The organism is Paraburkholderia sp. WC7.3g, assembly GCF_050436345.1.
GTDB classification, from domain to species: Bacteria; Pseudomonadota; Gammaproteobacteria; order Burkholderiales; family Burkholderiaceae; genus Paraburkholderia; species Paraburkholderia podalyriae.
On the sequence record NZ_JBNDMA010000002.1, the window covers coordinates 3,967,690 to 3,993,441 of the forward strand.

A 25,752-nucleotide genomic window follows, 5' to 3' on the forward strand; every position below is an offset into this window, starting at 1 on the left:
CGCAAGGACGTTGAAATGAGGATGAGAAATGAACCAGCAAAGCTGGCGGCGACACCGCGAAGGTTCGGCGAACGGATCGGACAACACGAGGAAAAGCCCCTTCGCGGGTTAACCCCCCTCATGCGGCGAGCGTCGTCAAAACAGGACTATGCGCGAAGCGTGATACACGTCATCGATTCTCACACATATCCCCGCCGGCGACGAAGCCCCGCCGCGCACACGACGTACCGCCCGCAATCGCCGCCGCATAGGGCTCGCCGTCGGTCCGCAGCCGATCCGCCCCACGCGTAGCTTTAATTTGCCTTTCAAACGACGCCTGTGCATATCGTCGCCGGGAATGCCGGAATAGCCACGTATGGTCTTGTTGCGACTTTTCGTCCCCGATACCTTGGAGTCATCCCAAAACGAGATGGTGGAGACAGACGATATGCAAGCGAACACGGTTCACCCGTGCGACGAGCGCCTACCCGCGGGCCAGTTGCTCACTCTTGGCATTCAGCACGTGCTGGTCATGTACGCCGGCGCGGTCGCGGTGCCGCTGATCATCGGCGCGGCGTTGAAGCTGCCGAAAGACCAGGTCGCCTTCCTGATCAGCGCCGATCTGTTTTCCTGCGGCATCGCCACGCTGATCCAGACGCTCGGGCTGTGGATCTTCGGCATCCGTCTGCCCGTCATCATGGGCTGCACGTTCGCGGCCGTCGGCCCGATGGTCGCGATCGGCACCAATCCTTCGCTGGGCATCCTCGACATCTTCGGCTCGACGATCGCGGCCGGCGTGATCGGCATTCTGCTCGCGCCCGCGGTCGGCAAACTGTTGCGCTTCTTCCCGCCGGTCGTGATCGGCGTCGTGATTTCGGTGATCGGCCTGTCGCTGATGGAAGTCGGCATCAACTGGGCGGCCGGCGGCGTCGGCAATCCCGACTACGGCAATCCGGTCTACCTCGGCCTGGCGCTCCTCGTGCTGACGCTGATCCTGCTCGTCAACAGGTTTGCCAGCGGTTTCGTCGCCAATATCTCGGTGCTGCTCGGCATCGTCGCGGGCTTCGTGATCGCGCTGATGCTCGGCCGCGTCAACATGGACGGCGTCACGCACGCGCCGTGGGTCGGCTTCGTGATGCCGTTCCACTTCGGTCTGCCGCACTTCGATCCGCTGTCGATCGCGACGATGATCACCGTGATGTTCGTCACTTTCATCGAATCGACCGGCATGTTCCTCGCGGTCGGCGACATGGTCGATCGTCCGGTCGATCAGAAGACGCTGGTGCGCGGCTTGCGCGTCGACGGGCTCGGCACACTGATCGGCGGCATCTTCAATTCGTTTCCGCACACGTCTTTTTCGCAGAACGTCGGGCTGATCGGCGTAACCGGCGTGAAGAGCCGCTTCGTCTGCGCGATGGGCGGCGTGATCCTCGTGCTGCTCGGCCTCTTTCCGAAGATGGCGCAGGTGGTCGCGTCGGTGCCCGCGTTCGTGCTCGGCGGCGCGGGCATCGTGATGTTCGGCATGGTCGCGGCGAACGGCATCAAGGTGCTGTCGCGCGTCGACTTCGTCAGGAATCAACACAATCTGTTCATCGTCGCGGTCAGCATCGGGCTCGGCCTCGTGCCGGTCGTGTCGCCGCACTTCTTCTCGCAACTGCCGCCGGCGCTGTCGCCGCTGCTGCATAGCGGGATTCTGCTCGCGTCGGTGTCGGCGGTCGTGCTGAACCTGATTTTCAACGGCGTGAAGAGCGAGAACAAGGCGACGAGCGAGCTTCGCCGCGCCGGGCACGATCTCGACGCCGGCGCGCTCGGCGAACCGCAGCACAGCGAGATGCTGCGGGCGGCGGACCTGCATTGAGCTTTTGATGCAGCGCCGATGCGGCGAGCGGCGCCGAACGACGCGCATCAACGAAAACGCCACGGCATGCCGTGGCGTTTTTGCTTTACTTCAGCGGTTCGTCGAGCCGAAGCGCTTACCCTGCCGTCGCCGCCGAAGCCGCGACCGGCGCGCTCGCCGCACCGTAGTCGACCGGCGTGTCGGCGGGACGCGGCTGGTCGCCGGTATGCTCGACCCAGCCGCCGCCGAGCGCCTGGTACAGCGTGACCAGGTTCTGCAGGCGCTCCATGCGCGCGGTAACCAGCGCCTGCTGAGCCACGTACAGCGAGGTCTGCGCGGTCAGCACCGACAGATAGCTGTCGACACCATTCGTATAACGGAGGGTCGACAGGTCCAGCCGGCGCTGCTCGGCCGCGACATCGCGCTCGAGCGCCGCGATCTGCTCGTCGTATGTGCCGCGCGCGGCCAGTCCATCCGCCACTTCACGGAAGGCCGTCTGGATCGCCTTTTCATACGTGGCGATCTGCACGTTCTTCTGGATGTTGGCGAGATCGAGGTTGGCCATGTTCTGACCGCCCTCGAAGATCGGCAGCGTGATCGACGGCGCGAAGCTCCACGCCGCCGAACCCGGCTTGAACAGCCCGCCGAGCGTCGGGCTCAGCGTGCCGGCGCTGCCGGTCAGCGTGACCTTCGGGAAGAACGCCGCGCGCGCCGCGCCGATGTTCGCGTTGGCCGCGAGCAGATTCTCCTCGGCCTCGATGATGTCGGGACGACGCGTCAGCAGATCGGATGGCAGGCCCGCCGGAATGTCCGTGAGCAGGTCCTGGTCGTCCAGCGGCAGGCCGCTCGCCAGACTAGCGGGCAACGGCTCGCCGATCAGCAGCACCAGCGCGTTGTCAGCCTGGGTCCGCAACCGCGTCTGCGACTGCAGGTTCGCGCTGGCGGTCTCGACGACTGTTTGCGACTGCCGCAGATCGAGTTCGGAACCCGTACCGTTGTCGAACTGCAGTTTGGTGATGCGGTACGACTCCTGCGCCGTCTTCAGCGTGTTCTGCGTGACCTTCAGCAGATCATCCAGTTCGAGCACCGTCATGTACTGATTCGCCACCTGCGTCACCAGCGAGATTTCCGCCGCCTTGCGCGCCTGCGCGGTGCCGAGGTACGTGGCCAACGCCTGATCCTTCAGGCTCTGCACGCGCCCGAAGAAGTCGATTTCCCACGACGCGTTCAAGCCCACCGAATACGTGTTGGAGATCGTCACGCCGGTGAAAGTCAGGTCCTTCGGCGTGCGCGACTTGCTTTGCGAGGCCGCGGCATCGAGCGTCGGGAACAGACCCGCACGCACGATGCGGTACTGCGCCGCCGACGCCTGCATGTTCAGCACCGACACACGCAGATCGCGGTTGTTCTTCAGCGCGATTTCGATCAGCTGCTGCAGACGCGGATCGACGAAGAAGTCGCGCCAGCCGATGTCGGCGGCGGCCTGGCCGTTCGCGCTGCGCGCGCCGTGCGTGCCTGGCTGCTGGTCGTACACGCCGCCCGTCGGGAAAGTCGCCGTCACGGGCGCGGCGGGCCGCTCGTAGTGCGGCGCCAGCGTGCAACCCGTGGCGAGCAGCGCGACGGCCACTGCAATCAAAGAGTGTTTTTGCATCTCAATGCCCATCCTTGCCCGAGCCATTGCCATCCGAGCCGTCGGCCGTGCCACCCGCCGCGCCGCCTTGCGGATCGTGCGGATGGTGCTGTTGGTAGTGGCGCAGCGCTTCATCCGGGTCTTCCTTCTCGCCGCCGAACTTCGCGCGAATCACGACGAAGAACATCGGGATCATGAAGATCGCGAGGAAGGTCGCCGTCAACATCCCGCCGATCACGCCGGTACCGATCGCGTGCTGGCTTGCCGAGCCCGCGCCGTTACTGATCGCGAGCGGCAACACGCCGAGAATGAACGCGAGCGAGGTCATCAGGATCGGACGCAACCGCAGACGCGCCGCTTCGAGCGCGGCCTCGATCGGCCCCATGCCTTCACCTTGCTGCAGTTCTCGTGCGAATTCCACGATCAGAATCGCGTTCTTCGCCGACAGACCGACCGTGGTCAGCAGACCCACCTGGAAGAACACGTCGTTCTCGAGCCCGCGCAGCGTCGCGGCCAGCAGCGCGCCGATCACGCCGAGCGGCACCACCATGATCACCGAGAACGGGATCGACCAGCTTTCATACAGCGCCGCGAGACACAGGAACACAACGAGGATCGAGATGCCGTACAGGATCGGCGCCTGCGAACCCGACTGACGCTCCTGCAGCGACAGACCCGTCCACTCGTAGCCGATGCCCGCCGGCAGCTTCTTGACGATCGATTCCATCGCAATCATCGCCTGACCGGTCGACTTGCCCGGCGCGGCCGCACCCTGGATTTCCACCGACGAGATACCGTTGTAGCGCTCGAGCTTCGGCGAACCGTACGTCCACTCGGTGCTCGCGAAGGCCGAGAACGGCACCATCGCGCCCGCGCTGTTGCGCACGAACCAGGCACTCACGTCTTCCGGTTTCATCCGGAACGGCGCGTCGCCCTGCAGGTACACCTTCTTGATCCGGCCGTCGATGTCGAGGAAGTTGTTCACGTACGCCGAAGCCCACGCGATCGAGAACGTCTGGTCGATCGTGGAGAGCGACACGCCGAGCGCCGACGCCTTCTCGTGGTCGATGCTCACCTTGAACTGCGGCGTATCGTTCAGGCCGTTCGGACGCACCTGTGCGAGCGTCGGATCTTTCGCCGCCAGACCGAGCAGCATGTTGCGCGCTTCCATCAGCTTCGCATGACCGATACCCGCGCGGTCCTGCAGCTGGAAGTCGAAGCCCGCCGCGGTGCCGAGTTCAGGAATCGACGGCGGATTGACCGGATACACGAGCGCGTTCTTGTAGCTGCTGAAGTGCATGAACAGACGTCCAACGAGTGCCTGCACTTTCTGATCCGCGTGCTGACGCTGCGCGTAGTCCCTCATCCGCACGAACACGAGACCCGCGTTCTGGCCGCGACCCGCGAAGCTGAAGCCGTTCACCGTGAAGGTCGATTCGACGATCGCCTTCTCGTCGTTCAGCAAGTAGTCCGACACGTCTTTCAGCGCGCGCGCGGTGGTTTCCTGCGTCGAGCCCGACGGCGTTTGCACCAGCACGAACATCGTGCCCTGGTCTTCGTCAGGCAGGAACGACTTCGGCAGACGCACGAACAGCAGCCCCACCGCGAAGATCACCACCATGTAGATGATGAGCCAGCGGCCCGAGCGCTTGATCACGTGGTGCACGCCCGAGTGATATTTGTCGCGGCTCGTGTTGAAGGTACGGTTGAACCAGCCGAAGAAGCCGGTGGCTTTTTCGTGATGCCCCTTCGGAATCGGCTTCAGGATCGTCGCGCACAGCGCCGGCGTCAGAATCAACGCGACGAGCACGGACAGCACCATCGCCGCGACGATCGTCAGCGAGAACTGCCGGTAGATCGCGCCGACCGAGCCGCCCGAGAACGCCACCGGCACGAACACCGCCGACAGCACGAGCGCGACGCCGACCAGCGCGCCGGTGATCTGGTCCATCGCCTTGCGGGTCGCGTCGCGAGGCGATAAACCCTCCTCCTGCATCACCCGCTCGACGTTTTCCACCACCACGATCGCGTCGTCCACCAGCAGACCGATCGCGAGCACGAGACCGAACATCGACAGCGTGTTGATCGAGAAACCGACCACACTCATGATCGCGAACGTACCGAGCAGCACCACCGGCACCGCGATCGTCGGGATCAGCGTGGCGCGCAGGTTCTGCAGGAACAGGTACATGACGAGGAACACGAGCACGATACCTTCGAGCAGCGTCTTGACCACTTCCTCGATTGACAGGCGCACGAACGGCGTGGTGTCGTACGGGTACTGCACCACGAGACCGTGCGGGAAGTACTTCGACAGTTCGGCGACCTTCGTGCGCACCGCCTTCGCGGTGGCGAGCGCGTTCGCGCCCGTGGCGAGCTGGATACCGAAGCCCGCCGTCGGCTGACCGTTGTACTTGGTGTCGAAGTTGTAGTTTTCGCCGCCGAGTTCGATGTGCGACACGTCGCGCAGACGTACCTGCGAGCCGTCCTGGTTCACCTTCAGCAGGATGTTGCCGAACTGCTCGGGCGTATTGAGCAGCGTGGCCTGCGTGATCGTGGCCTGCAGCACCTGGCCCTGCACCGACGGCGTGCCGCCAAGAGCGCCGCCCGCGACCTGCACGTTCTGCGCCTGCAGCGCGGTTGAGACGTCGAGCGGTGTCAGGCTGAAGTTGTTCAGCTTGTTCGCGTCGAGCCAGATCCGCATCGCGTACTGCGAGCCGAACAGCGTCACCGTACCCACGCCGTCGATACGGCTGATCGGATCCTGAATGTTCGACGCGACGTAGTTCGCGAGGTCGTACTTGTTCATGCTGCCGTCGGTCGACACGAACGCCATCACCAGCAGGAAGCTGCTGCTCGACTTCGTAACCTTGGTGCCGAGCTGCTGCACCGCTTGCGGAAGCAGCGGCGTGGCGAGCTGCAGCTTGTTCTGCACCTGCACCTGCGCGATGTCAGGGTTGGTGCCGGCCGCAAACGTCAGCGTGATGGTGGCCGTGCCCGAGTCGTCCGAGGTCGACGCGAGGTACAGCAGGTGGTCCAGACCACTCATCTGCTGCTCGATCACCTGCGTGACGGTGTTTTCCACCGTCTTCGCCGAAGCACCCGGGTAGGTTGCGCTGATCTGGATCGACGGCGGCGCGATGGTCGGGTATTGCGCGATCGGCAGCGTGAACACCGACGCGAGACCCGCGAGCATCAAGATGATGGCGATCACCCATGCAAAAATCGGGCGATCAATAAAGAACTTTGCCATGAGGCGGGCTCCCTGTTATTACGCGCCCGAGGCGGCGGAGGCAGGCTGAGCCGCGGGTTGAGCTGTCTGGGCGCCGCCCGCGGCCACGTTGGAAGCCGGGTTGCCGGGCAGCTGCGCCGGCACGGGCTTGACCTGCTGGCCGGGACGCGCCTTGTCGGTGCCCTGGACGATCACCCGGTCACCCGGCTTCAGGCCGTCCGACACCACCCAGTACGAACCATGGGTGCCCGTGGTAACCAGCGGACGCAGCTCGACCTTGTTGTCGTTGTCGACGACGAGCGCGGTAGGTTGACCTTTCTGGTCGTGCGTGACGCCGACTTGCGGCACGATCAGCGCGTTCTGGTTCACGCCCTCGTCGATCTTCGCGCGCACGAACATGCCCGGCAGCAGCACGTGGTTCGGGTTCTTGAAGATCGCGCGCACAGTGACCGAGCCAGTGCTCTGGTCGACGGTCACGTCGGTGAACTGCAGCTTGCCCTTCTCGGAATAGACGCGACCGTCCTCCAGCACCAGCGTGACCTGCGCGGCGCCCGGGCCGGTCGTCTTCAGACGCCCTTCCTGCATGTCGCGGCGCAGCTTCAGACCATCGAGGCTCGATTGCGTGAGGTCGACGTAGACCGGGTCGAGCTGCTGGACCGTGGCCATCAGCGTGGCCGCGCTCTGCTGCACGAAGGCGCCCGGCGTGACCTGCGACACGCCGATCTGGCCGGTCACGGGCGAGGTCACGTCGGTATAGCCGAGGTTGATCTGCGCGGTATCGACCGCGGCCTTGCCCGCGGCGACGTCGGCGGCGGCCTGGCCTTCGGCGGCGACCGCGTTGTCGTAGTCCTGCTTGCTGACCGCGTTCGCCGCGACCAGCACCTTGTAGCGATTGGCCTGCGCGGTGGTCGTCACCAGGTTCGCCTGCGCCTTCGCGAGCGATGCCTTCGCATTGTTCAACGACGCGATGTACGGCGCCGGATCGATCTTGTACAGACGCTGACCGGCCTTGACCTCACTACCCTCGGTGAACTCGCGGCGCAGCACGATGCCGTCGACCCGCGCACGCACCTGCGCGACGAGGAAAGCACTGGTACGGCCGGGCAGTTCGGTGACGACGGGCACGGTCGTCGGCTGGAGGGTGACGACGCCGACTTCGGGCGTCTGGGGCGGCGGGGCAGATTGTTTTGGTCCGCACGCCGCCAGCAAGATGGCAGCCGTCGCGGCACTGATTAAGCGGAATGGAACCCGTTCGACGCGCATGGAGCGACCTCTGTCAAAGACTGAGTAATGAAAAAGTGCGCGCGTCCCTACCCCGGGGGACGACAGCGCACGCAGGCGTCTCGCGACGCTCGACCGGCAGCCCATGAATGCAAACTTGCGCTTGCAGGGCACCTTGCTACGAATGCGCCATACCGGGGAATGCCGCACAGCGCCGCCGTTTGGCGGCTGCGATAGCGCTTTCGAAAGGCAACAGTGACGGATATTAACCGGTCGTCACGGCTTGGGCTACGCGCTCGTGGGGTGCTATTATATATACATTCACGAATGCATGTAAAAGTGCATTCATATCTTGCAGGGATGGGGTCCGAAAGTCCGCGTCGCAATTCGCGTCAGAAATAGTCGAATTGTCATCATGCGGACTTAAAACCGCCCGCACAAACCCCAGGATCAGCGCAGGTCACACCAATATGGTCAGAAGAACCAAAGTAGAGGCGCTGGAGACGCGCAACCGGATTCTCGACGCGGCCGAACAGGTCTTCTTCGAGAAGGGTGTATCGCGCTCGTCGCTGGCCGATATCGCCCAGGCCGCGGGTGTCACGCGCGGCGCCATTTATTGGCATTTCGAGCACAAGAGCGAGCTCTTCACCGAAATGTTCGAACGCGTGCTGCTGCCGCTCGACGAACTGAAGGCGGCGTCGCTCGATCCCAACGAAGCCGATCCGCTCGGGCGCCTTATGGAAGTCTGCATTGTCTGCGTGCGCGACACCGCCAATGATCCGCGCCGCCGCCGCGTGTTCGACATCCTGTTCCTGAAGTGCGAGTTGGTCGAAGAAATGGGGCCGATGATGGAACGGTATCAGACCAACATGCGCGAGGGGCTCGCGAAGATCGAGGGCGGTCTGCGCAACGCGATCTCCAAAGGCCAGATGCCCACCGATCTCGACACGAAGCTTGCCGCCGCGATGGTGCACGCGTTCGTCGGCGGCTCGTTGCGCGACATGCTGTTTTTGCCCGATGCGACCGACTTCGGCGCACACGCGCAGCAGATGGTGGAAGCGATGTTCGACGCCTTGCGCCTGAGTCCGGCATTGCGCAGGAAGGCGGCGGCGTAGAAGGTGCGCAAGCGTTGCGGCTTTGGGAAAGCGGGCGGTTCGGTTGAACTGCCCGTTCCTATTGGCCGGCCGGATCGTCCGCCCGCTGCGTCGGGTTCAGGCAACCGCCCGCCGCGCTCGCGCCGCCTGATTCGACGCATAGATGTTGCCGCGCTCGAGCGGCGCGCCGCTCTTTAGCGCCGCCATCCACTGATCGGTGCTCGCGACCGCCGCGAAGCGCGACTGCAGCACGACGCTGAATACGCGATGAATCTCCTGCGCGCTCGCGAAGCCCGCGCTGTTTTCATACGGCACCGAGCCGGTCGCATCGTGCAGGAATTCGACCGCGAGCCCTGCATGCACCGCGTGGTTGATCGTCGACGCGTCGCAGTTGTGGGTCATATAGCCGGTGACGCTCAGCGTGTCGATCCGCCGGGCGGCGAGCCAGTCGGCCAGATCGGTGCCTGCGAAGGCGCTCGGCAGCGACTTCTCGACGAAATGGTCATAAGCGCGCGAGCTGACGACTGTGTGCAGTTCCGCGCCGGCGCTGCCGCGCGCGAACAGCGGCGAGGTGGCGGACGCGACGTTCTGTACGACCACGACCGGCACGCCGGCGGCGCGCGCCGCATCGATCGCGCGACCGATGTTGGCAAGCGACGTGCGCACGTCCGGAAATTCGATCGGCAGCTCGCCGCTCACGTATTCGTTCTGCACGTCGATGACGATCAGCGCACGGCGCGGCGCGGGTGTGGTCATGGCAAGGCTCCTTGTCAGAAAAAACGGTCAATCGAGGGCGCGCGCCCAGCGCGATGGCCGCGGCGCGACGGCAATGACGGCAATGACGGCAATGACGGCATTGTCGCTCCGCTGCCCACCCGCCGACAGCGGCCCGAATGACAAGCTTCGCTAGAATCGGGCCATACTTCTGGCATTCATGAATTCATCAGACGCCCAGCATGGCCACCTTCGCCTCTTCCGACAACGTCTCGGACCACGGATCGCACCACGTCGTCGCCGTCGTCGCGTTCGATCGCATCAGCCCGTTCCACCTGTCGGTACCATGCGTCGTGTTCGGTGAGGACCGGCGCGGCGGCGGTGTTCCCGCCTTCGACTTCCGCGTCTGCGCCGCGGAGACGGGCGCGCTCGCGACTACCGCGGGCTTCTCGATCGCGGTCACGCACGGACTCGAAGCCCTCGCCGACGCGCAGACGATCATCGTGCCGAGCTGGCGCGATCCCGACGAAACGCCGCCCTCAGCGCTTCTCGACGCGCTGAGGGCCGCGCATGCGCGCGGCGCGCTGCTCGTCGGCCTGTGCCTCGGCGCTTTCGTGCTGGCCGCGACGGGCATCCTCGATGGACGGCCCGCTTCGACGCACTGGGCCTGGGCCGACGACTTCGCGCGTCGTTACCCACGCGTGCGGCTCGACCCCGACGTGCTGTACGTCGACGACGGCAATGTGCTGACCTCGGCCGGCACCGCCGCCGGCCTCGACTGCTGCCTGCACGTGCTGCGCAAGATCTGCGGCGCGCGGGTGACCAATCAGGTCGCACGCCGGCTCGTCGTGTCGCCGCATCGCCAGGGCGGCCAGGCGCAATACGTGCAACAGCCGATGCCGCCCAACCCGCGCGGCGATCGTCTGTCTGACCTGCTCGACTGGGTGAGCGGCAACCTGGCCGCGCCGCATACGCTCGACACGCTCGCCGCGCGCGCGCTGATGAGCCGCCGCACGTTCACGCGACGCTTCCGCCTCGCCACCGGCACCACCGTCGGCGCGTGGCTGCTCGCGCAGCGGCTCGCGCGAGCGCAGCAGCTGCTGGAAAGCACCGACGAGTCTGTCGAAGCGATCGCGGCGAACGCCGGATTCGGCTCGGCCGCATCGCTGCGCCAGCACTTCGCGGACACGTTTCGCACGTCGCCGAGCGCGTGGCGGCGGGAGTTTTGCGGGGATTAGATGAAGGCCGCGGGAGCACCGTTATTTCGTAGTGCGCCACCGGGATTTCGTAGTCGCGCGAGCATGTCGGTCGCGCGTTCCGTCAGGCGCTGCACGCGACCCGACGCCTCAATGCTCGCTGAACCAGCGCGCGACGTACAACAACAGCGCGACCAGAAAAATCATCCCGGCCCACGCCCAGTACGGCACGACGTGCTGACCCGGTTCGTGATGCGGCACGCCATGCGACCAGCTATGCGACGCGCTTGCCGCGCGTCCCGGGAGCGCATGGCTGTGCTCGATGCGCGCGCGTCGCGCGATGCCGCCGAGCGTGATCGGCCGCAAAAACACGTACTGGCGACGCGGCGCGGTGCCACGCGCGCGATTCGGCCCCTGGCCGTGCTTGGCGCGCACGACGGCGTCGAATTCGGCGAAAAAATCGTCGGCGAGCTGACGAAGCGCGTTCTCGAGCTGGCGCGTCGGCAGCTCGGCGAGCGGTCCCGACGACGTCGCCCACAACGTGTAATCGATGCGCGTGCCGCGCTCCCGGCCATCGTCCGCGCGCACACGCACTTCGATCTGACCGCGCAACGCGCCGATGCCCTCGGCCCTGGCCTTGAAGTTGATGGTGCGGCGCTGCGCGTCCGCCGGGCCGGAATCCTGGCCGGCGACATGCGCGCGCGCTTCGTAGTGCGCGCGCAACGGGCCGAGCGGTACGGTCATCGTCAGCGCGTATTCGCCGTGAGCGACACGCACGAACGACTCACAGTTGTCGAGGCTGGCACGCAACAGCGCGAGGTCCTGCAACGCGTCCCATACTTCGGACGGCGCAAGCGGAATCCGTAACGCGTCGTTCAGTTCCATGACAACCTCCCCCGATGAACGCGCCGACTGCGGGATCAGGACGTCTGATCGATGCGGTCGACGCGCGATGCGTAAAAAGCGAGATAGCCCTTGATGCGACTGACCTGCTCGAACGGCGCTTCGTAGCTCCACACCGCGTTCTCGACCACGCCATCTTCAGTGCGCAGATGGAAGTAGGACGCGTCACCCTTGAACGGGCAATGCGACGTGTGCGCCGAGCGTTCGAGCCGGGCCATGTTCACGTGCTCGCGCGGGAAATAGAACACGTCGGCCAAACCGGTCTCCGACAACGTCAGCGCGGCCTGGGTGTCGGCCATCGTCACACCCCCGTGAATCACGCGCACGCGGTGGGCGTTATCGCGGATCACGATGGTATGGCCGTCCGGCCGTCCCGCAGATGTCGACGCATCGCTCATGTCCAGGCTCCGTGGTGGGTGGGCGCTGCACTGCCGGCTGTTGCCGCCGGAGCGGCAAAGCCACGGGACACGCCCGTGGCTTCATTATCGGCCAAACTTTGGCCGATTGCGCGAGCTTCCTGCGCGGCGGCGGACGGATCGGTCCGTTACTTCACGTTCCAGATGAACGCGGATTTGACGTTGCCGTGCGCCGGCACGCTAACCGAGCGGGTTTGCTCGCTGTCGTTGTATTTCGCGTGCACCGTGTAGCGGCCGGGGCTCAGGCGCACCAGCATGAACGGTCCGCGCGACGTCGTGTTGAGCAATTCGCCGTTATGCGCATCGACGATACGCACGTGCACATCGGCGAGAAACTCGGCGTTGGGTCCGGTGAAGCGCAGCGTCAGCGGCCACTGGCTTTGCGCTTGTCGCAGCGCCCGCGATTCGTCGAGGCCGACGCCGCCCGACACGTACGACACGTCGCCCTGCTGCTGGACTTGCGGCAGACCGCCGCCGTTGGTGTTGCCGGCGCTGGTGTTGTCGGTGGTCGAGCCGCCGGTCACGCCCGCCTGCTGCGCGTGCGCGCCGCCCGCCAGTCCGAGCGTGAGCGCCGCGCACAGCGCGACGGCTACGATCCGTTGCTGATTGCATTGGGTTTTCATCGGTCCGCTCTCCTTGTTAAAGTCCTTGCCCAGTCCCTGAACAGGTCCAAAGCAAGCATCTTGCAACCTTTGTGCCAAGCGTCCGTTGCGTCGACGGAACACGCGCGACCATCGTGGCACCGATCCGCGTGGCGCGCTTCGGCCTGTCTGCGCTGCTCGCGGCAGCACGGTCCGGACAGGCGAAAAAAAGCCGGTCCTTGCAGTAAATGCAAAGGACCGGCAATCGCTACTACAGCTCCAACTGGGTTGGGCGATCCGTCCGGACCGCCCGGTTACCGGATCAGCCGAGATCGACGGGCACAAAAATCTGCGCGTTGTCCCGCTGGATCAGCAGCGCAATGCTGTTGCCTGCGCCCGAAATCATCTGCTTCAACTGATCAATGTTAGTGACCGGACGGCCGTTGACCGCGAGAATCACGTCGCCCGGCTGGATGCCGGCGCTCGCCGCCGCGCCGCCCGCCTGCTGCACGAGCAGACCGTGCGACACCGATGCGCCGCTCTTCTCTTCTGGCGTCAGCGGCCGCACCGCGACGCCGAGACGGCCTTGCAGCTGGGTCTGCTGATCGGCCTTGGTCGCCGACGCGACCTTCGCGTCCGAGAACGAGCCGATCGTCACCTTCACATCCTTGCTGGCCTTATCGCGCCATACTTTCAGCGTCGCCGTGCTGCCCGGCGCGAGACCGGCGATCTTCGCCGGCAGATCCGTCGAATCGCTGACTTCGTCGCCATTCACCGACAGGATCACGTCGCCCGGCTGCAAGCCGGCCTTGGCCGCCGGACCACTGGCGTCGACCGAGCTGACCAGCGCACCTTGCGGCTTCTTCATGCCGAACGATTCGGCGAGCGTCTGGTTCAAGCCCTGCACCGCGACGCCGAGGCGGCCGCGGCTCACGTGTCCGGTCTTGACGAGATCGTCCTTGACCTTGATCGCCTCGGTAATCGGAATCGCGAACGACAGGCCCTGGAAGCCGCCCGTCTGCGAGTAGATCATCGAGTTGATGCCGATCACTTCGCCTTGCAGGTTGAAGAGCGGACCGCCCGAGTTTCCCGGGTTCACCGGCACGTCGGTCTGGATGAACGGCGTGTAGTTCTCGTTAGGCAGGGAGCGCGACTTGGCGCTGATGATGCCCGAAGTCACGGTGTTGTCGAAGCCGTATGGCGAGCCGATCGCGACGACCCACTGACCCACCTTGCTCTGGCGCGGATCGCCAATCTTCACGGTCGGCAGATCGCTCGCGTCGATCTTCAGCACGGCGACGTCGGACTGCTTGTCGGCGCCGACCACCTTCGCCTTGAACTCGCGCTTGTCGGTGAGCTTCACGGTGACGACGTTCGCGCCATCGACCACGTGCGCGTTCGTGAGAATGTAGCCGTCATTGCTGATGATGAAGCCCGAGCCAAGGCTCGCGCTCGGCTGGTCGGGCGCGTCGCCGCCATCGCCGCCCTGCATGCCGGGCACGCCGCCGAAGAAACGTTTGTAGAACTGATAGAACGGATCGTTCGGATCGATCGGCAACTGGTTGCCGTTGAGGTTGCCGCCGTTACCGCGCATCGCGGTCTGCTTGACCACGTGCTTCGCGCTGATGTTGACGACGGCCGGACCATAGGTCTCCACGAGACCGGAGAAATCGGGGATACCGGTTTTGGCGGCGGCTTCCGCGGGCATCATCGCGGCAGCTTCCGCCGGCGAGATGATCTGCGGTGCGGGCACATCGCGATGGCCCGCCACATAGCCAGCTGAAAGCGCAGCGGCGACAGCTACCGCAACGGCGCCGCGGGACAAGGTTTTCGCGTTCATCATGGGTTCCTGACAGGAGAAAGTGACTTTGGATGCCGAGGAGCGTAAGGGGCGTCACTTAAAAGAGTCTTAAGTAGCGCCAGGTCGTGAGAACCTTATCGGGCCGGCCGCTATGGGTCATCGCGACAGCATGAACGCCGGGTTTGGCTGAAGGGTAAACCAGCATGCTCAGAAGCGTACAGTGACCTGCAAACCACCGGCCGGCGATTCGCTGAGCGACACTTGCGCATGATGTTGCGTGGCAATCCGGCGCACGATCGCGAGGCCCAGACCGCTGCCGGCCACGTCGGTGCGCGCGCGATTCGCGCCCGCGCCCGCGCGATAAAAGCGGTCGAACACCCGCTCGCGATCGGCGGGATCGATACCCGGGCCGCTATCAGCGATCCGCACGACCGGATGGCCGTCTTCGACGCGCAAGCTCACGTCGACGCGGCCGCGTTGCGGCGTGTACTTGGTCGCGTTGTCGACGAGGTTGGTGAACATCACGCGCAGCGCTTCGGCGTCGCCGGTCACGCTGGCGGCCTCGCTCGCCTCGATGCCGAGGTCGACGCCGCGATTCATCGCGAGCGGCGCGTAGCTCGCGACGCACTCCCGCAATAGCTCGCGCAGATCGAGCGCCCCAGCCACCGCAGCGCCGTCCGGCTCGGCGCGCGCGAGCGCGAGCAGTTGCTCGGCAAGGCGCGTCGCGCGCGTGACGCCCGCCTGTAGATCAGTGAGCGCTTCGCTGCGGGCTGTGTCGTCCTTGGCCCTCGCAACCAGCTGGGCCTGGATCTGCACCGCGGCAAGCGGCGTGCGCAATTCGTGCGCGGCATCGGCGACGAACGCCTTCTGGATATCGAGCGCGGTCGCGAGCCGCTGCAGCAGCCCGTTCAGCGCGCGCACGAGCGGCCGCACTTCGAGCGGCAAGCGCTGATCGGGCAACGGATCGAGCGCCTCCGGATGACGCGTGTCGAGCGCGCTCGTCACGCGTCGCAGCGGCCGCAGCCCGCGGCCGACGATCACCCACACCGCGAGTCCGAGCAGCGGCAGCAGCACGATCAGCGGCCAGAGCGTGCGCAGCGCGACGTTGGCGGCGAGCCGGTTGCGCACCGACAGCGGCTGCGCGAGCTGCACGACGTTATCGCCGACGATCGCGCCATACACGCGCCATTCGCCGCGGTCCGTACGCTCCGTCGAAAACCCCAGCTCGGCGCGCGGCGCGAGCGGCGCGCGCGGCCGCGAGTAGTACATCAGCATGCCGTTGCGGTTCCAGATTTGCAGCACGATGCCTTCGTCGCCGGTATCGCGGCCGAGCACCTGCGAAAACGGTTCCGCCGGCAGCGCGGCGGCAATCTGCTCGAGCTGGTAGTCGAACAGCTCGTTCGCTTCGGCGAGCGCCTGCCGATAGATCAGCCAGCCCGCGATGCCGACGCCGAGCAGTACGAGCGCGAGCAGCCAGAACAACAGTTGACGGCGAATCGAGCGCATCGGCTCAGGCGTCCTTCGCGATCATGTAGCCGAGCCCGCGCACGTTGCGGATCAGATCGGCGCCGAGCTTCTTGCGCAGCGCGTGGATATAAACCTCGACCGTATTGCTGCCGATCTCCTCGCCCCAGCCATACATCTTTTCCTCGAGCTGGCTCTTGGACAGCACCGCGCCGGGCCGCGCGAGCAGCGCCTCGAGCAATGCGAATTCGCGCGCGGATAGCGCGACCGGCGCGCCATCAAGCGTGACCTGGTGCGACGCGGGATCGAGGGTCAAATTGCCGTGTCGAATCGTCGAATCGCTGCGGCCGGACTGGCGCCGGATCAGCGCGCGCATGCGCGCGCCGAGTTCGTCGAGGTCGAAAGGTTTGACAAGGTAATCGTCAGCGCCGGCGTCGAGTCCCTTGACGCGATCGGCGACCGCGTCGCGCGCGGTGACGATCAGCACCGGCAGCGCATGGCCGCGCGCGCGCAGCGCACGCAGCACCTCGAGACCGTCGCGCTTGGGCAGACCGAGATCGAGCAACGCGAGGTCGTAAGGCTGGGTGGCCGCCGCGCGCAGCGCCGCCTCACCGTCCTCGACCCAATCGACGGCGAAGCCTTCGCCGCGCAGCGCCTTGCGCACGCCTTCGGCGATCATCCGGTCATCTTCGACTAGCAGGATGCGCATGGTTGTCCGTTCCAAAACATTCGATGATGCCGCATTCTAGCGCCCGCTTCCGGCCTGCGCGGCGTGTGGCGCTTTTTTCACCGCAGCGCCGCGGCATGTCACTACAATGGGCGCTTTGCGTCGCGCGACGGCCGTCGGGCAGCACGCGGCGCGCTACCGCGCCGTCAATCCTCCGGTTAGTCGCTCCATTGTCCCGCGCACGCGGCACGCCCTGAAATCCTGCTCGTCCGTTTGCCTGTTCACCCGTTCATGACGCACGCTTTTCTGTCTTCCGTCGCACGCCGTCTGGCGTCGCGCTCGCGCCGTATGTTCAATCGCGCAGCCTTCATGCCTTACCGCCTCGCGCCGCGCACGGCCGTGTGGCTCTGCGCCGCCGCGCTCGGTGCGAGCGCGGCGCTGCCGCTGGCGGCAGAAGCACGCATCAAGGCCACGCATCCGAGCGTCAACGTCACGACGGTGCTGCCGCAGCCGGTGATGGTCGGTCTGCAGCGCGCTCACGTGCCGTTGTCGTCGATCAGCGTGGTCGTCGAAAAGGTCGGCGATCGCACGCCGATCCTTGCGCTGAACGCCGGCAAGCCGATGATGCCCGCCTCGACGATGAAGCTGGTCACCACGTACTCGGGCCTGTCGATCCTCGGCCCCGGCTACCGCTGGCGCACCAGCGCGTACGCGGACGGCACGCTCGACCCGAGCGGCGTGCTGCACGGCAATCTGTACATCCAGGGCACCGGCGACCCGAAGCTCGTGCCCGAAGAACTGATCGACCTCGTGCAGAAGATCCACAAGGCGGGCATCAACGGCATCGACGGCGCGCTGATGCTCGACAAGCGCTACTTCGATCCGTCGACGCGCGACCTGCCCGCGTTCGACGACGACGTGAGCGCGCCGTACAACGTCGGCCCTGATCCGCTGTTGTACGCGTTCAAATCGTTGTCGTTCACGCTGACGCCATCGGCGGACGGCTCGGTGGCGATCGACGTGCTGCCCGCGCTCGCGCAACTGCGCATCGACAACCAGCTGCGTGCGACGAGCGGCCCATGCCGCGGCGAGCTGCCGACGCCGACCGTCACGCCGGAGCCTGACGGCACGCTCGTCGCGTCGTTCATCGGCGACTTCCCGGTGCGCTGCGACGCGCGCGCGATCAACGTCGCCGTACTCGATCACTCGACGTTCTTCGCGCGCGGCTTCCTCGCGCTGTGGCAGCAAACTGGCGGCACGTTCACGGGCGCGACCCGCGAAGGCGCGGTGCCGGTCGGCGCCAAGCTCGTCGCGACGCACGACGGGCCGATGCTGTCGGACATCGTTCGCGACATCAACAAGTTCAGCAACAACACGATGGCGCGCAACCTGTTCCTGACGATCGGCGCCGCCGAGGAAAGGGCGCCCGCCACGCCCGCGAAAGCCGCTCGCGCAATCGAAGCTTTCCTGGAGCGCGACAGCCTGAATACCGAGTACCTGTCGCTCGAAAACGGCTCGGGACTGTCGCGCGGCGAACACATCACCGCGCTCGCGCTCGCCGATGTCCTGCAACGCGCGAACGCGAGTCCGGTCGCGCAGGTGTTCGTCGACTCGCTGCCGATCGCCGGTGTCGACGGCACGATGCGCAACCGCCTGACCACCCGGGGCGCGGGCGGCAACGCGCACATCAAGACCGGCACGCTGCGCGACGTGCGCGCGATCGCCGGTTACGTCGCGTCGGCCGACGGCAACAGCTACATCGTTGTCAGCCTGATCAACGATCCGCATTCGGAAGCGGCGCGCGCCGCGCACGACGCGCTGCTCGAATGGGTGTACGAAGGCCCGTCACAGGCCTTCACGAAGGTCTCCGCGCCCATCGGGGAAGCGCGCGAGAAGCCCAGGAAAAACCCGCGCAAGCGCGCCGGCCACTGAGTATTCCTTCTAGCGATGCCACGCGCGGCAAGCGGCTAACCGTGTACGCTGTCGGGCAGCATGCGGTGCGCGACATCAAGCGCTTGCCACGCAGGCGCGCCCGGTCGTTCGGACCGCGCGACCCGCACGAACGATAACGACACCACCCGCTGCGCACCGCGCGGCGGTCAGGGACCAGGAAGGGAGACACGATGCAATTCGATGCCGAATTGCTGCTGCTCGCCATGGCGCCCGTCTTTCTTGCCTGCATCGGCTGGGAGGCGTGGCACGTGAGCCGCACGCGCCCGGCCGGGCGGCTCTACAGCTGGCGCGACACGCTGTGCAACGCATCGCTCGCGCTGATGCAGCAGGCCGCCGACAAGCTCGCGTGGCTCGCGATCATCCCTGTCTACGCGTCTTTCTACGAGCAATACCGCATTCATACATGGCCGGCGACGTGGCTATCGTTCGTCGTACCGCCGCTTATCATGCGCAGCACGCGATCGGCTTGAACTCAAACCATACGGTCTCGCTTCGGACATGACGCAGGCCGAAGAAGATTCTGTAAGCTGTCGTCACGCCGCCGACGCGGTGGACGCCGCCTGCAACACATGGCATCAAGGGCCACACATAAGAGGAGATGCAGTCAACATGAATCAAACCGCTTCGAAGAAACAGCAATGGATGCGCGCCACGCAGATCGCCGTGGCTAGCGCAGCGTTCGCCGCGCTCGCGGCGTGCGGCGGTGGCGGCGACAACAATAGTTCGAGCAGCAGCACGCCGTCGGGTGGCGTCACGCTGCAGGTCGTGTCGTTCGGCGACAGCCTGTCGGACGTCGGCACGTACATGCCGACGGTCCAGGCGAACGTGGGCACGGGCGGCGGCCGCTTCACGACGAATCCGGGTGAAATCTGGACGCAGAAGGTCGCCGAGTACTACGGCGGCACGCTCACCGCCGCGTATGTCGGCGGTTTCGGCCAGCCGCTCACCGCGGCGGGCGGCCTCGGTTACGCGCAGGGCGGCTCGCGTGTCGATCTGCAGCCAGGCGAAGGCTTCGCGCCGAACAACATGGCCGCGACGACGGTGCCGGTCACGACGCAGGTCACCGAGTACCTGAGCGCGCACAACAGCTTCAATTCGAACCAGCTCGTGCTGATGAACGGTGGCGCGAACGACATCTTCATCGCGGTACAAGCGGTCTCGGCTGCCGGTACGGCAGCGGCGACGCAGGCGCTCCTGAACGGCGGTACCCCGGCAGACGCGCAGACGGCGGCAGCCGCCGCGTCGCAGACGGCCACGCTGACCGAATTGCAGGCGATCAAGACCGCCGCGGCCACGTTCGTCGGCACGGTGCAGAAGGTCGTCGCGTCGGGCGCGACGCACGTGGTGGTGTCGGACGTGCCGGACATCGCGCAGACGCCGCAAGGTCTCGCCGCGGGCGCGCAAGGCCAGGCGCTCATCAACGCGCTCGTCAAGACCTACAACGGCGTGCTGCAGCAAGGACTCGCGTCGCTAACGTCGACCAAACAGGTCATCTACGTGAGCGCATTCGCGTGGATCGACCAGACGTTGCAGAACTATCAGTCGCTCGGTTTCACCGTGTCCAATACGGGCACCGCATGTAACCTGACGTCGATGGCCGCGAGCGCGACCGCCTACGCGACGAAGAACCCGAGCGTGCTCGCAACCGGGCAGACGGCGGCGGCGTTCGGCAGCGCGTTCGCGAAGTCGCTGTTCTGCTCGCCGCAGACCTACACGGTGGCCGGCGCGGACCAGACCTATATGTTCGCGGACCTCGTGCATCCGACCACGCATCTGCAAGCGCTGTTCGCGCAGCAGGTCGAGACGCAGATCGCTGCTAGCGGGCTCGGGAAGTAACGCGGCGTTAAGGTTGCCCGAATCGTAAAAGGCCCGGCTCGTTGAACGAGCCGGGCCTTTATCTTTTTCCGCTGGCCACGCTATGGAGCGCAGCGAGCCAATCGCGTCAATGCTGCGCTTCGAATGCCGCTGCCGCGCGACCGAGCCGATCGTTGACCGCGATCCATTCGATCGTGTCCGGCAGCTTTTCGATCAGAATCCGCGTGACATTCGCGCGATCGAGCGCGCGCAGTAAGCCGTAGAGCTCGCGTGCATAGACGTGCGGATCTTCGGGCGCGGCGACGAAATGCACGCCGTCGGCATCGGCCCACTGTCCCGCACGCGATGCGCGCGCGACCAGCGCAACGCGCTCGCCCGCCTCGCGCACCGCGAGCAACGGCTCGAGCTCGCCGAACGGCAGCAGCGCGAGCGGCGTGCGCGGCGCGTAATGCGCTTTCAACGTGCCGGACGCGCGCGGCGCGGTCGCATCCGACCCGTCGGGCAGACGCGGCACTTCGCCGAGCACGTCGGCGATATCCTGCGGCGTCACGCGACCCGGCCTCAGCAGTGCCGGAAAACCGCGCGACAGATCCACAATCGTCGATTCGATGCCGACATCCGATGCGCCGCCATCGAGCACATGAATCGCGCGGCCGAACTCGTCGCGCACATGCTGCGCGGTGGTCGGGCTCACATGCCCGAAGCGGTTCGCCGACGGCGCGGCGACGCCGCCATGCCCGCCGCGCAACGCGCTGAACGCTTCGAGCAAAGCCTGTGCGACCGGATGCGACGGGCAGCGCAGCCCCACCGAATCCTGGCCGCCGCTGACCGCCGCGGGAATGCGCGCAGCGCGCTTGAGGATCAACGTGAGCGGTCCCGGCCAGAACGCGTCGATCAGGCGCTGCGCATCCGCCGGCAAATGCTCGACCCAGTAGTTCGGATCGCCGTGCGGCGCGAGATGCACGATCACCGGATGATTGGCCGGCCGGCCCTTCGCCGCGTAAATGCGCGCGACCGCGTCGGGGTTCTCGGCATCGCCGCCGAGACCGTACACGGTCTCCGTCGGAAACGCGACCAGCCCACCGGCGTCGAGCAAGGCCGCCGCGTGCCCGATCTGCGCGGCACTGACGGGCAACGCGTTGACAGCGTCCTCGGCGGGTTTCTGTTGATCCGGCATGGTGCGCGCGTCAGCTGGTAGTGATGTGCAGCAACCGCGCGCAATCGCGCGCCGCGGTGCGGGCTTCTTCGAGCCTCGGCGCGGTGAAGTTCACGTGGCCCATCTTGCGGCCGCAACGCGCGTCTTCCTTGCCGTACAGATGCAGGCGAGCGGCCGGCATCGCGGCGACCTCCTGCCACGGCGGCGTGACCGCCGCACGCTTCGGACCGTCCGGGAACCACACGTCGCCGAGGATGTTCAGCATCACCGCGGGCGAATGCTGGCGCGTGTCGCCGAGCGGCATGCTGGTCATTGCCCGCACCTGCTGCTCGAACTGGCTCGTCGCGCAGGCGTCGACCGTGTAGTGGCCGGAGTTGTGGGGGCGCGGCGCCATTTCGTTGGCGACGAGCGAGCCGTCGTCGAGAATGAAGAACTCGACGCACAGCACGCCGACATAGCCGAGCTTGTCGGCGATCTGCAGCGCGGCCTGTTGGGCCTGCTGCACAAGCGCGGGCGACGCGTCCGGCGCGGGGACGATGGTGAGCGACAGCACGCCGTCTCGGTGTGTATTCTGCGCGAGCGGATAGACGACCGACGCCCCGCTCGCCGCACGCACGATCAGCGCCGACACCTCGAACTTCAGCGGCAGGCGCTTTTCCAGCACGCACGGCACGCCGCCGAGCGACGCGTGCGCCTCGCGCACTTCTTCGGCGTTGCGCACGCGAACCTGGCCTTTGCCGTCGTAACCCATGCGCGCCGTCTTAAGGATGCCCGGCAGCACCGCCGCGAGCGCGCCATCGCCGAGCGCCGCAAGCGCATCCGACGACTCGATCACGAGGTGCGGCGCAACCGTCACGCCCGACGACGCGATAAAGTGCTTCTCGGCGATGCGGTCTTGTGCGACGGCGACGCAACGCCCCGCCGGGCTCACGAACGTGGTCTTGCCGAGAAAGTCGAGGCTCGCGGCCGGCACATTCTCGAATTCGGTCGACACCGCCGCGCACAGCCGCGCGAGTTCGGTCAACGCCGCTTCGTCGTCGTAGGCCGCGCGCAGGTGGCGATCGGCGACCGCGCCAGCCGGGCTGGTCTCGTCCGGATCGAGCACGGCGACGCGATAGCCCATCGCCTGGGCGGCAAAGCAGAACATGCGGCCGAGCTGGCCGCCACCGACCATGCCAAGCCATGCGCCGGGCAGAATCGGTGAAACCGGTGTGTTGTCAGGGTTCATCTTGGTGGTCGGTCGCGGCCGGATATGCGTCGTGCTCGCAGGGCGAGCGGCGGATATCCGGCCGGGGGTCGGACAGGAGACGTCTTAAAAAACGACCGGCGCGCTCACAGCGCCGGCAACACCATCGCGTGAGCCGCTTCGTTCTGGCGCACGCGGAATGCAGCGAGCTTGTCCGCGTATTCGGCGCTCGTGCCGGACAGCAGCGACACCGCGAACAGCGCCGCGTTCGCGGCACCCGCCTCGCCGATCGCAAACGTCGCGACCGGCACGCCCTTGGGCATCTGCACGATCGAATGCAGCGAATCGACGCCCTTCAGGTACCTGCCCGCGACCGGGACGCCGAGCACCGGCAACGTGGTCTTCGCGGCCAGCATGCCCGGCAGATGCGCCGCGCCGCCCGCGCCCGCGATGATCGCGCGAATGCCGCGCTCACGCGCGCTTTCAGCATAGGCGAACATTTCGTCGGGCATCCGGTGCGCGGACACGACCTTCGCTTCGTACGGCACGCCGAATTCCTGCAGGATCGCGACGGCGTTTTTCATGACTTCCCAGTCGGAACTGGAGCCCATCAATACGCCGACAATCGGCGCAACATGCGTATGGGCGGTTTGTGCTTCACTCATCTCTACGGCTTCCTTGTTTCCGGGCGATGCGCGCCTGACACGGCGCGCGCAATCAGATCAGTCGAGCTTGTGCCCGGTCAGGCGCTCGAGCGCTTCCTGGTATTTCTCGCCCGTCTTGACGACCACGTCGTCCGGCAGCTTCGGCGCCGGCGGCTCTTTCTTCCACGGCTGGGTTTCGAGCCAGTCGCGCACGAACTGCTTGTCGAACGACGGCGGGTTGGTGCCGGCCTGGTACTGGTCCGCGGGCCAGAAGCGCGACGAGTCGGCCGTGAGCGCCTCGTCCATCAGATACAGCTTGCCGTGGTTGTCGAGACCGAATTCGAACTTCGTGTCCGCGATGATGATGCCGCGCGTCGCCGCATACTCAGCGGCTTCCTTGTACAGACGGATCGAGATGTCGCGGATCGTGGCCGACAGCTCGGTGCCGATGCGGCGCTCCATCTCGTCGTAGGCGATGTTTTCGTCGTGGTGGCCCATCTCGGCCTTGGCGGCCGGCGTGAAGATCGGCTCGGGCAGCTTCTGTGCGTTCTGCAGACCCGGCGGGAGTTGCACGCCGCACACCGAGCCGGTGGCCTGGTAGTCCTTCCAGCCGCTGCCGGCCAGATAGCCGCGCACCACCGCTTCGACGAGGATCGGCTCGAGACGCTTGACGACTACCGCGCGCCCCTTGACCTGCTCGACTTCGTCCGGCGCGACCACCGACTCGGGCGCGACGCCCGTCAGGTGGTTAGGCACCACGTGCTTAAGCTTTTCGAACCAGAAGTTCGCCATCGCGTTGAGCACGCGCCCCTTGTTCGGAATCGGCTCGCCCATGATCACGTCGAACGCCGACAGGCGGTCGGTCGTGACGATCAGCAACTGGTCGTTGCCCACCGCATAGTTGTCGCGGACTTTACCGCGGCCGAGCAGCGGCAGCGAGCGGAGCGTGGATTCGTAGAGGGTAGACATCGTCGTGGTTCGCTAAAAGTGAGGCAAAAAATGTGACCGGAACAAAAGGGAAACGCCGTTCCCCCCGATGATGCGGGAACGGCGATCGGACGACAACCTGGCCAAACGGCCAGGCGCGGAGCCAAAAACAACTGCTTAGCGGACGACTTGTGCGAGTTCGCCCGACTTGTACTTCTCCGCAATTTTATCAAGCGAAACCGGCTTGATCTTGCCAGCCTGGCCTTCGCAGCCGAATTGCGTGTAACGGTCGATACAGATCTTCATCGCCGCTTCGCGCGCCGGCTTCAGGTAATCGCGCGGATCGAACTTGCCCGGGTTGGTCGCCATGTAGCGGCGGATCGCGCCCGTGATCGCCAGACGCAGGTCGGTGTCGATGTTGACCTTGCGCACGCCATGACGGATACCTTCCTGGATTTCCTCGACCGGCACGCCGTAGGTTTCCTTCATGTCGCCGCCGAATTCGCGGATTTCCGCGAGCAGCTCCTGCGGCACCGACGACGAGCCGTGCATCACGAGGTGCGTGTTCGGAATGCGTTGATGGATTTCCTTGATGCGCTGGATCGACAGAATATCGCCCGTCGGCTTCTTGCTGAACTTGTAGGCCCCGTGCGAGGTGCCGATCGCGATAGCCAGCGCGTCGCACTGGGTCAGCTTGACGAAGTCGGCGGCCTGTTCCGGATCGGTCAGCAGCTGCTCGCGCGTCATCGTGCCTTCGGCGCCGTGACCGTCTTCCTTGTCGCCCTTCATCGTTTCGAGCGAACCGAGCACGCCCAGCTCCGCTTCCACGGTAACGCCGATCGAGTGCGCCGCTTCGACGACCTTGCGCGACACTTCGACGTTGTACTCGTACGATGCGACCGTCTTGCCATCGGCCTCAAGCGAACCGTCCATCATCACGCTCGTGAAGCCGCTGCGGATCGCCGCCATGCACACGGCCGGCGACTGGCCGTGGTCCTGGTGCATCACGACCGGAATGTGCGGATACGACTCGACCGCCGCTTCGATCAGATGACGCAGGAACGGCTCGCCCGCGTACTTACGCGCACCAGCCGAAGCCTGCATGATGACCGGGGCGTTGATCTTGTCGGCCGCGGCCATGATCGCCTGCACCTGCTCCAGGTTGTTCACGTTGAATGCCGGAAGGCCATAGCCGTTCTCCGCGGCATGGTCCAGCAGTTGACGCATTGATACGAGAGGCATGCTGAAAACTCCTTGGATTGGAAACGAATTCTTTTGCCGTCGGCATCTTTTGTGGCGATTTTATCGCGAAGCAGACCGCGTTCCCGCGGTGACG

Annotated in this window: 20 protein-coding genes and 1 pseudogene; 6 read left to right on the forward strand and 15 right to left on the reverse strand. The window is 65.8% G+C overall.

What is annotated here, in order from left to right:
* Positions 1–427 precede the first annotated feature (427 nt).
* Positions 428–1,837 carry a nucleobase:cation symporter-2 family protein gene (locus OKW43_RS29875; RefSeq protein ID WP_429451388.1) on the forward strand — a complete coding sequence of 470 codons (1,410 nt, stop codon included), beginning with the start codon at positions 428–430 and terminating at the stop codon, positions 1,835–1,837.
* 115 nt (positions 1,838–1,952) lie between these two features.
* Here the strand turns inward: OKW43_RS29875 and OKW43_RS29880 are convergent, their stop codons facing one another.
* From OKW43_RS29880 to OKW43_RS29890, 3 genes are read right to left on the reverse strand one after another with little or no spacing between them, the layout of a single operon-like run.
* Positions 1,953–3,467, reverse strand: coding sequence for an efflux transporter outer membrane subunit (locus OKW43_RS29880; RefSeq protein WP_187635973.1), 1,515 nt, complete (start codon positions 3,465–3,467; stop codon positions 1,953–1,955).
* Between the two features lies 1 nt (position 3,468).
* Positions 3,469–6,699 carry an efflux RND transporter permease subunit gene (locus OKW43_RS29885; RefSeq protein WP_429451389.1) on the reverse strand — a complete coding sequence of 1,077 codons (3,231 nt, stop codon included), beginning with the start codon at positions 6,697–6,699 and terminating at the stop codon, positions 3,469–3,471.
* Positions 6,700–6,717: 18 nt separating this feature from the next.
* Positions 6,718–7,941 carry an efflux RND transporter periplasmic adaptor subunit gene (locus tag OKW43_RS29890; protein WP_187635971.1) on the reverse strand — a complete coding sequence of 408 codons (1,224 nt, stop codon included), beginning with the start codon at positions 7,939–7,941 and terminating at the stop codon, positions 6,718–6,720.
* Between the two features lie 428 nt (positions 7,942–8,369).
* Here OKW43_RS29890 and OKW43_RS29895 point away from each other — a divergent pair, with 428 nt between their 5' ends.
* Positions 8,370–9,014, forward strand: a complete 645-nt coding sequence (locus tag OKW43_RS29895) for a TetR family transcriptional regulator (protein ID WP_429451392.1) — start codon at positions 8,370–8,372, stop codon at positions 9,012–9,014.
* 96 nt (positions 9,015–9,110) lie between these two features.
* Here the strand turns inward: OKW43_RS29895 and OKW43_RS29900 are convergent, their stop codons facing one another.
* A complete protein-coding gene (locus tag OKW43_RS29900) occupies positions 9,111–9,749 on the reverse strand; it encodes a cysteine hydrolase family protein (protein WP_187635969.1) in 639 nt (212 codons plus the stop codon).
* 200 nt (positions 9,750–9,949) lie between these two features.
* On the opposite strand from OKW43_RS29900, the gene OKW43_RS29905 reads away from it, so the two are divergent.
* Positions 9,950–10,945, forward strand: a complete 996-nt coding sequence (locus tag OKW43_RS29905; RefSeq protein ID WP_187635968.1) for a helix-turn-helix domain-containing protein — start codon at positions 9,950–9,952, stop codon at positions 10,943–10,945.
* 108 nt (positions 10,946–11,053) lie between these two features.
* On the opposite strand, the gene OKW43_RS29910 is transcribed toward OKW43_RS29905, so the two are convergent.
* The 6 genes from OKW43_RS29910 to OKW43_RS29935 all read right to left on the reverse strand — a co-directional run bounded on the left by OKW43_RS29910 (position 11,054) and on the right by OKW43_RS29935 (position 16,777).
* Positions 11,054–11,788, reverse strand: a complete 735-nt coding sequence (locus OKW43_RS29910) for a CoxG family protein (RefSeq protein ID WP_187635967.1) — start codon at positions 11,786–11,788, stop codon at positions 11,054–11,056.
* A 35-nt stretch (positions 11,789–11,823) separates the two neighbouring features.
* The gene (locus OKW43_RS29915; protein WP_187635966.1) at positions 11,824–12,204 is read right to left on the reverse strand and encodes a DUF427 domain-containing protein; all 381 of its coding nucleotides are present in this window, start codon (positions 12,202–12,204) and stop codon (positions 11,824–11,826) included.
* 146 nt (positions 12,205–12,350) lie between these two features.
* Positions 12,351–12,845 (reverse strand): carboxypeptidase regulatory-like domain-containing protein, encoded by a 495-nt coding sequence (locus OKW43_RS29920; RefSeq protein ID WP_187635965.1) that lies wholly within the window; start codon positions 12,843–12,845, stop codon positions 12,351–12,353.
* 280 nt (positions 12,846–13,125) lie between these two features.
* Entirely contained in the window at positions 13,126–14,643 is a 1,518-nt protein-coding gene (locus OKW43_RS29925) for a DegQ family serine endoprotease (RefSeq protein ID WP_187635964.1), read from the reverse strand.
* Positions 14,644–14,811: 168 nt separating this feature from the next.
* Complete coding sequence (locus OKW43_RS29930; RefSeq protein WP_429451396.1) at positions 14,812–16,110, reverse strand: ATP-binding protein; 1,299 nt, start codon at positions 16,108–16,110, stop codon at positions 14,812–14,814.
* 4 nt (positions 16,111–16,114) lie between these two features.
* Positions 16,115–16,777 (reverse strand): response regulator, encoded by a 663-nt coding sequence (locus OKW43_RS29935; protein WP_187635962.1) that lies wholly within the window; start codon positions 16,775–16,777, stop codon positions 16,115–16,117.
* A 249-nt stretch (positions 16,778–17,026) separates the two neighbouring features.
* Between OKW43_RS29935 and dacB the strand changes: the two genes are divergently transcribed.
* The 3 genes and pseudogenes from dacB (at position 17,027) to OKW43_RS29950 (ending at position 20,524) form a co-directional block, all read left to right on the forward strand.
* Positions 17,027–18,667 (forward strand): D-alanyl-D-alanine carboxypeptidase/D-alanyl-D-alanine endopeptidase, encoded by a 1,641-nt coding sequence (gene dacB, locus OKW43_RS29940; RefSeq protein ID WP_429451398.1) that lies wholly within the window; start codon positions 17,027–17,029, stop codon positions 18,665–18,667.
* Between the two features lie 191 nt (positions 18,668–18,858).
* Positions 18,859–19,122, forward strand: a pseudogene (locus tag OKW43_RS29945) (sterol desaturase family protein); the annotation flags it as partial.
* A 175-nt stretch (positions 19,123–19,297) separates the two neighbouring features.
* Positions 19,298–20,524, forward strand: a complete 1,227-nt coding sequence (locus tag OKW43_RS29950; protein ID WP_429451400.1) for an SGNH/GDSL hydrolase family protein — start codon at positions 19,298–19,300, stop codon at positions 20,522–20,524.
* Between the two features lie 106 nt (positions 20,525–20,630).
* On the opposite strand, the gene OKW43_RS29955 is transcribed toward OKW43_RS29950, so the two are convergent.
* The 5 genes from OKW43_RS29955 to fba all read right to left on the reverse strand — a co-directional run bounded on the left by OKW43_RS29955 (position 20,631) and on the right by fba (position 25,658).
* Positions 20,631–21,680, reverse strand: a complete 1,050-nt coding sequence (locus tag OKW43_RS29955; RefSeq protein ID WP_429451402.1) for an L-threonylcarbamoyladenylate synthase — start codon at positions 21,678–21,680, stop codon at positions 20,631–20,633.
* Positions 21,681–21,690: 10 nt separating this feature from the next.
* Complete coding sequence (locus OKW43_RS29960) at positions 21,691–22,887, reverse strand: 5-(carboxyamino)imidazole ribonucleotide synthase (RefSeq protein WP_429451404.1); 1,197 nt, start codon at positions 22,885–22,887, stop codon at positions 21,691–21,693.
* Positions 22,888–22,991: 104 nt separating this feature from the next.
* Positions 22,992–23,510 carry a 5-(carboxyamino)imidazole ribonucleotide mutase gene (purE, locus tag OKW43_RS29965; protein ID WP_429451406.1) on the reverse strand — a complete coding sequence of 173 codons (519 nt, stop codon included), beginning with the start codon at positions 23,508–23,510 and terminating at the stop codon, positions 22,992–22,994.
* 57 nt (positions 23,511–23,567) lie between these two features.
* A complete protein-coding gene (locus OKW43_RS29970; protein ID WP_429451408.1) occupies positions 23,568–24,458 on the reverse strand; it encodes a phosphoribosylaminoimidazolesuccinocarboxamide synthase in 891 nt (296 codons plus the stop codon).
* Between the two features lie 135 nt (positions 24,459–24,593).
* Positions 24,594–25,658, reverse strand: coding sequence for a class II fructose-bisphosphate aldolase (gene fba, locus OKW43_RS29975; RefSeq protein WP_429451410.1), 1,065 nt, complete (start codon positions 25,656–25,658; stop codon positions 24,594–24,596).
* Positions 25,659–25,752 lie beyond the last annotated feature (94 nt).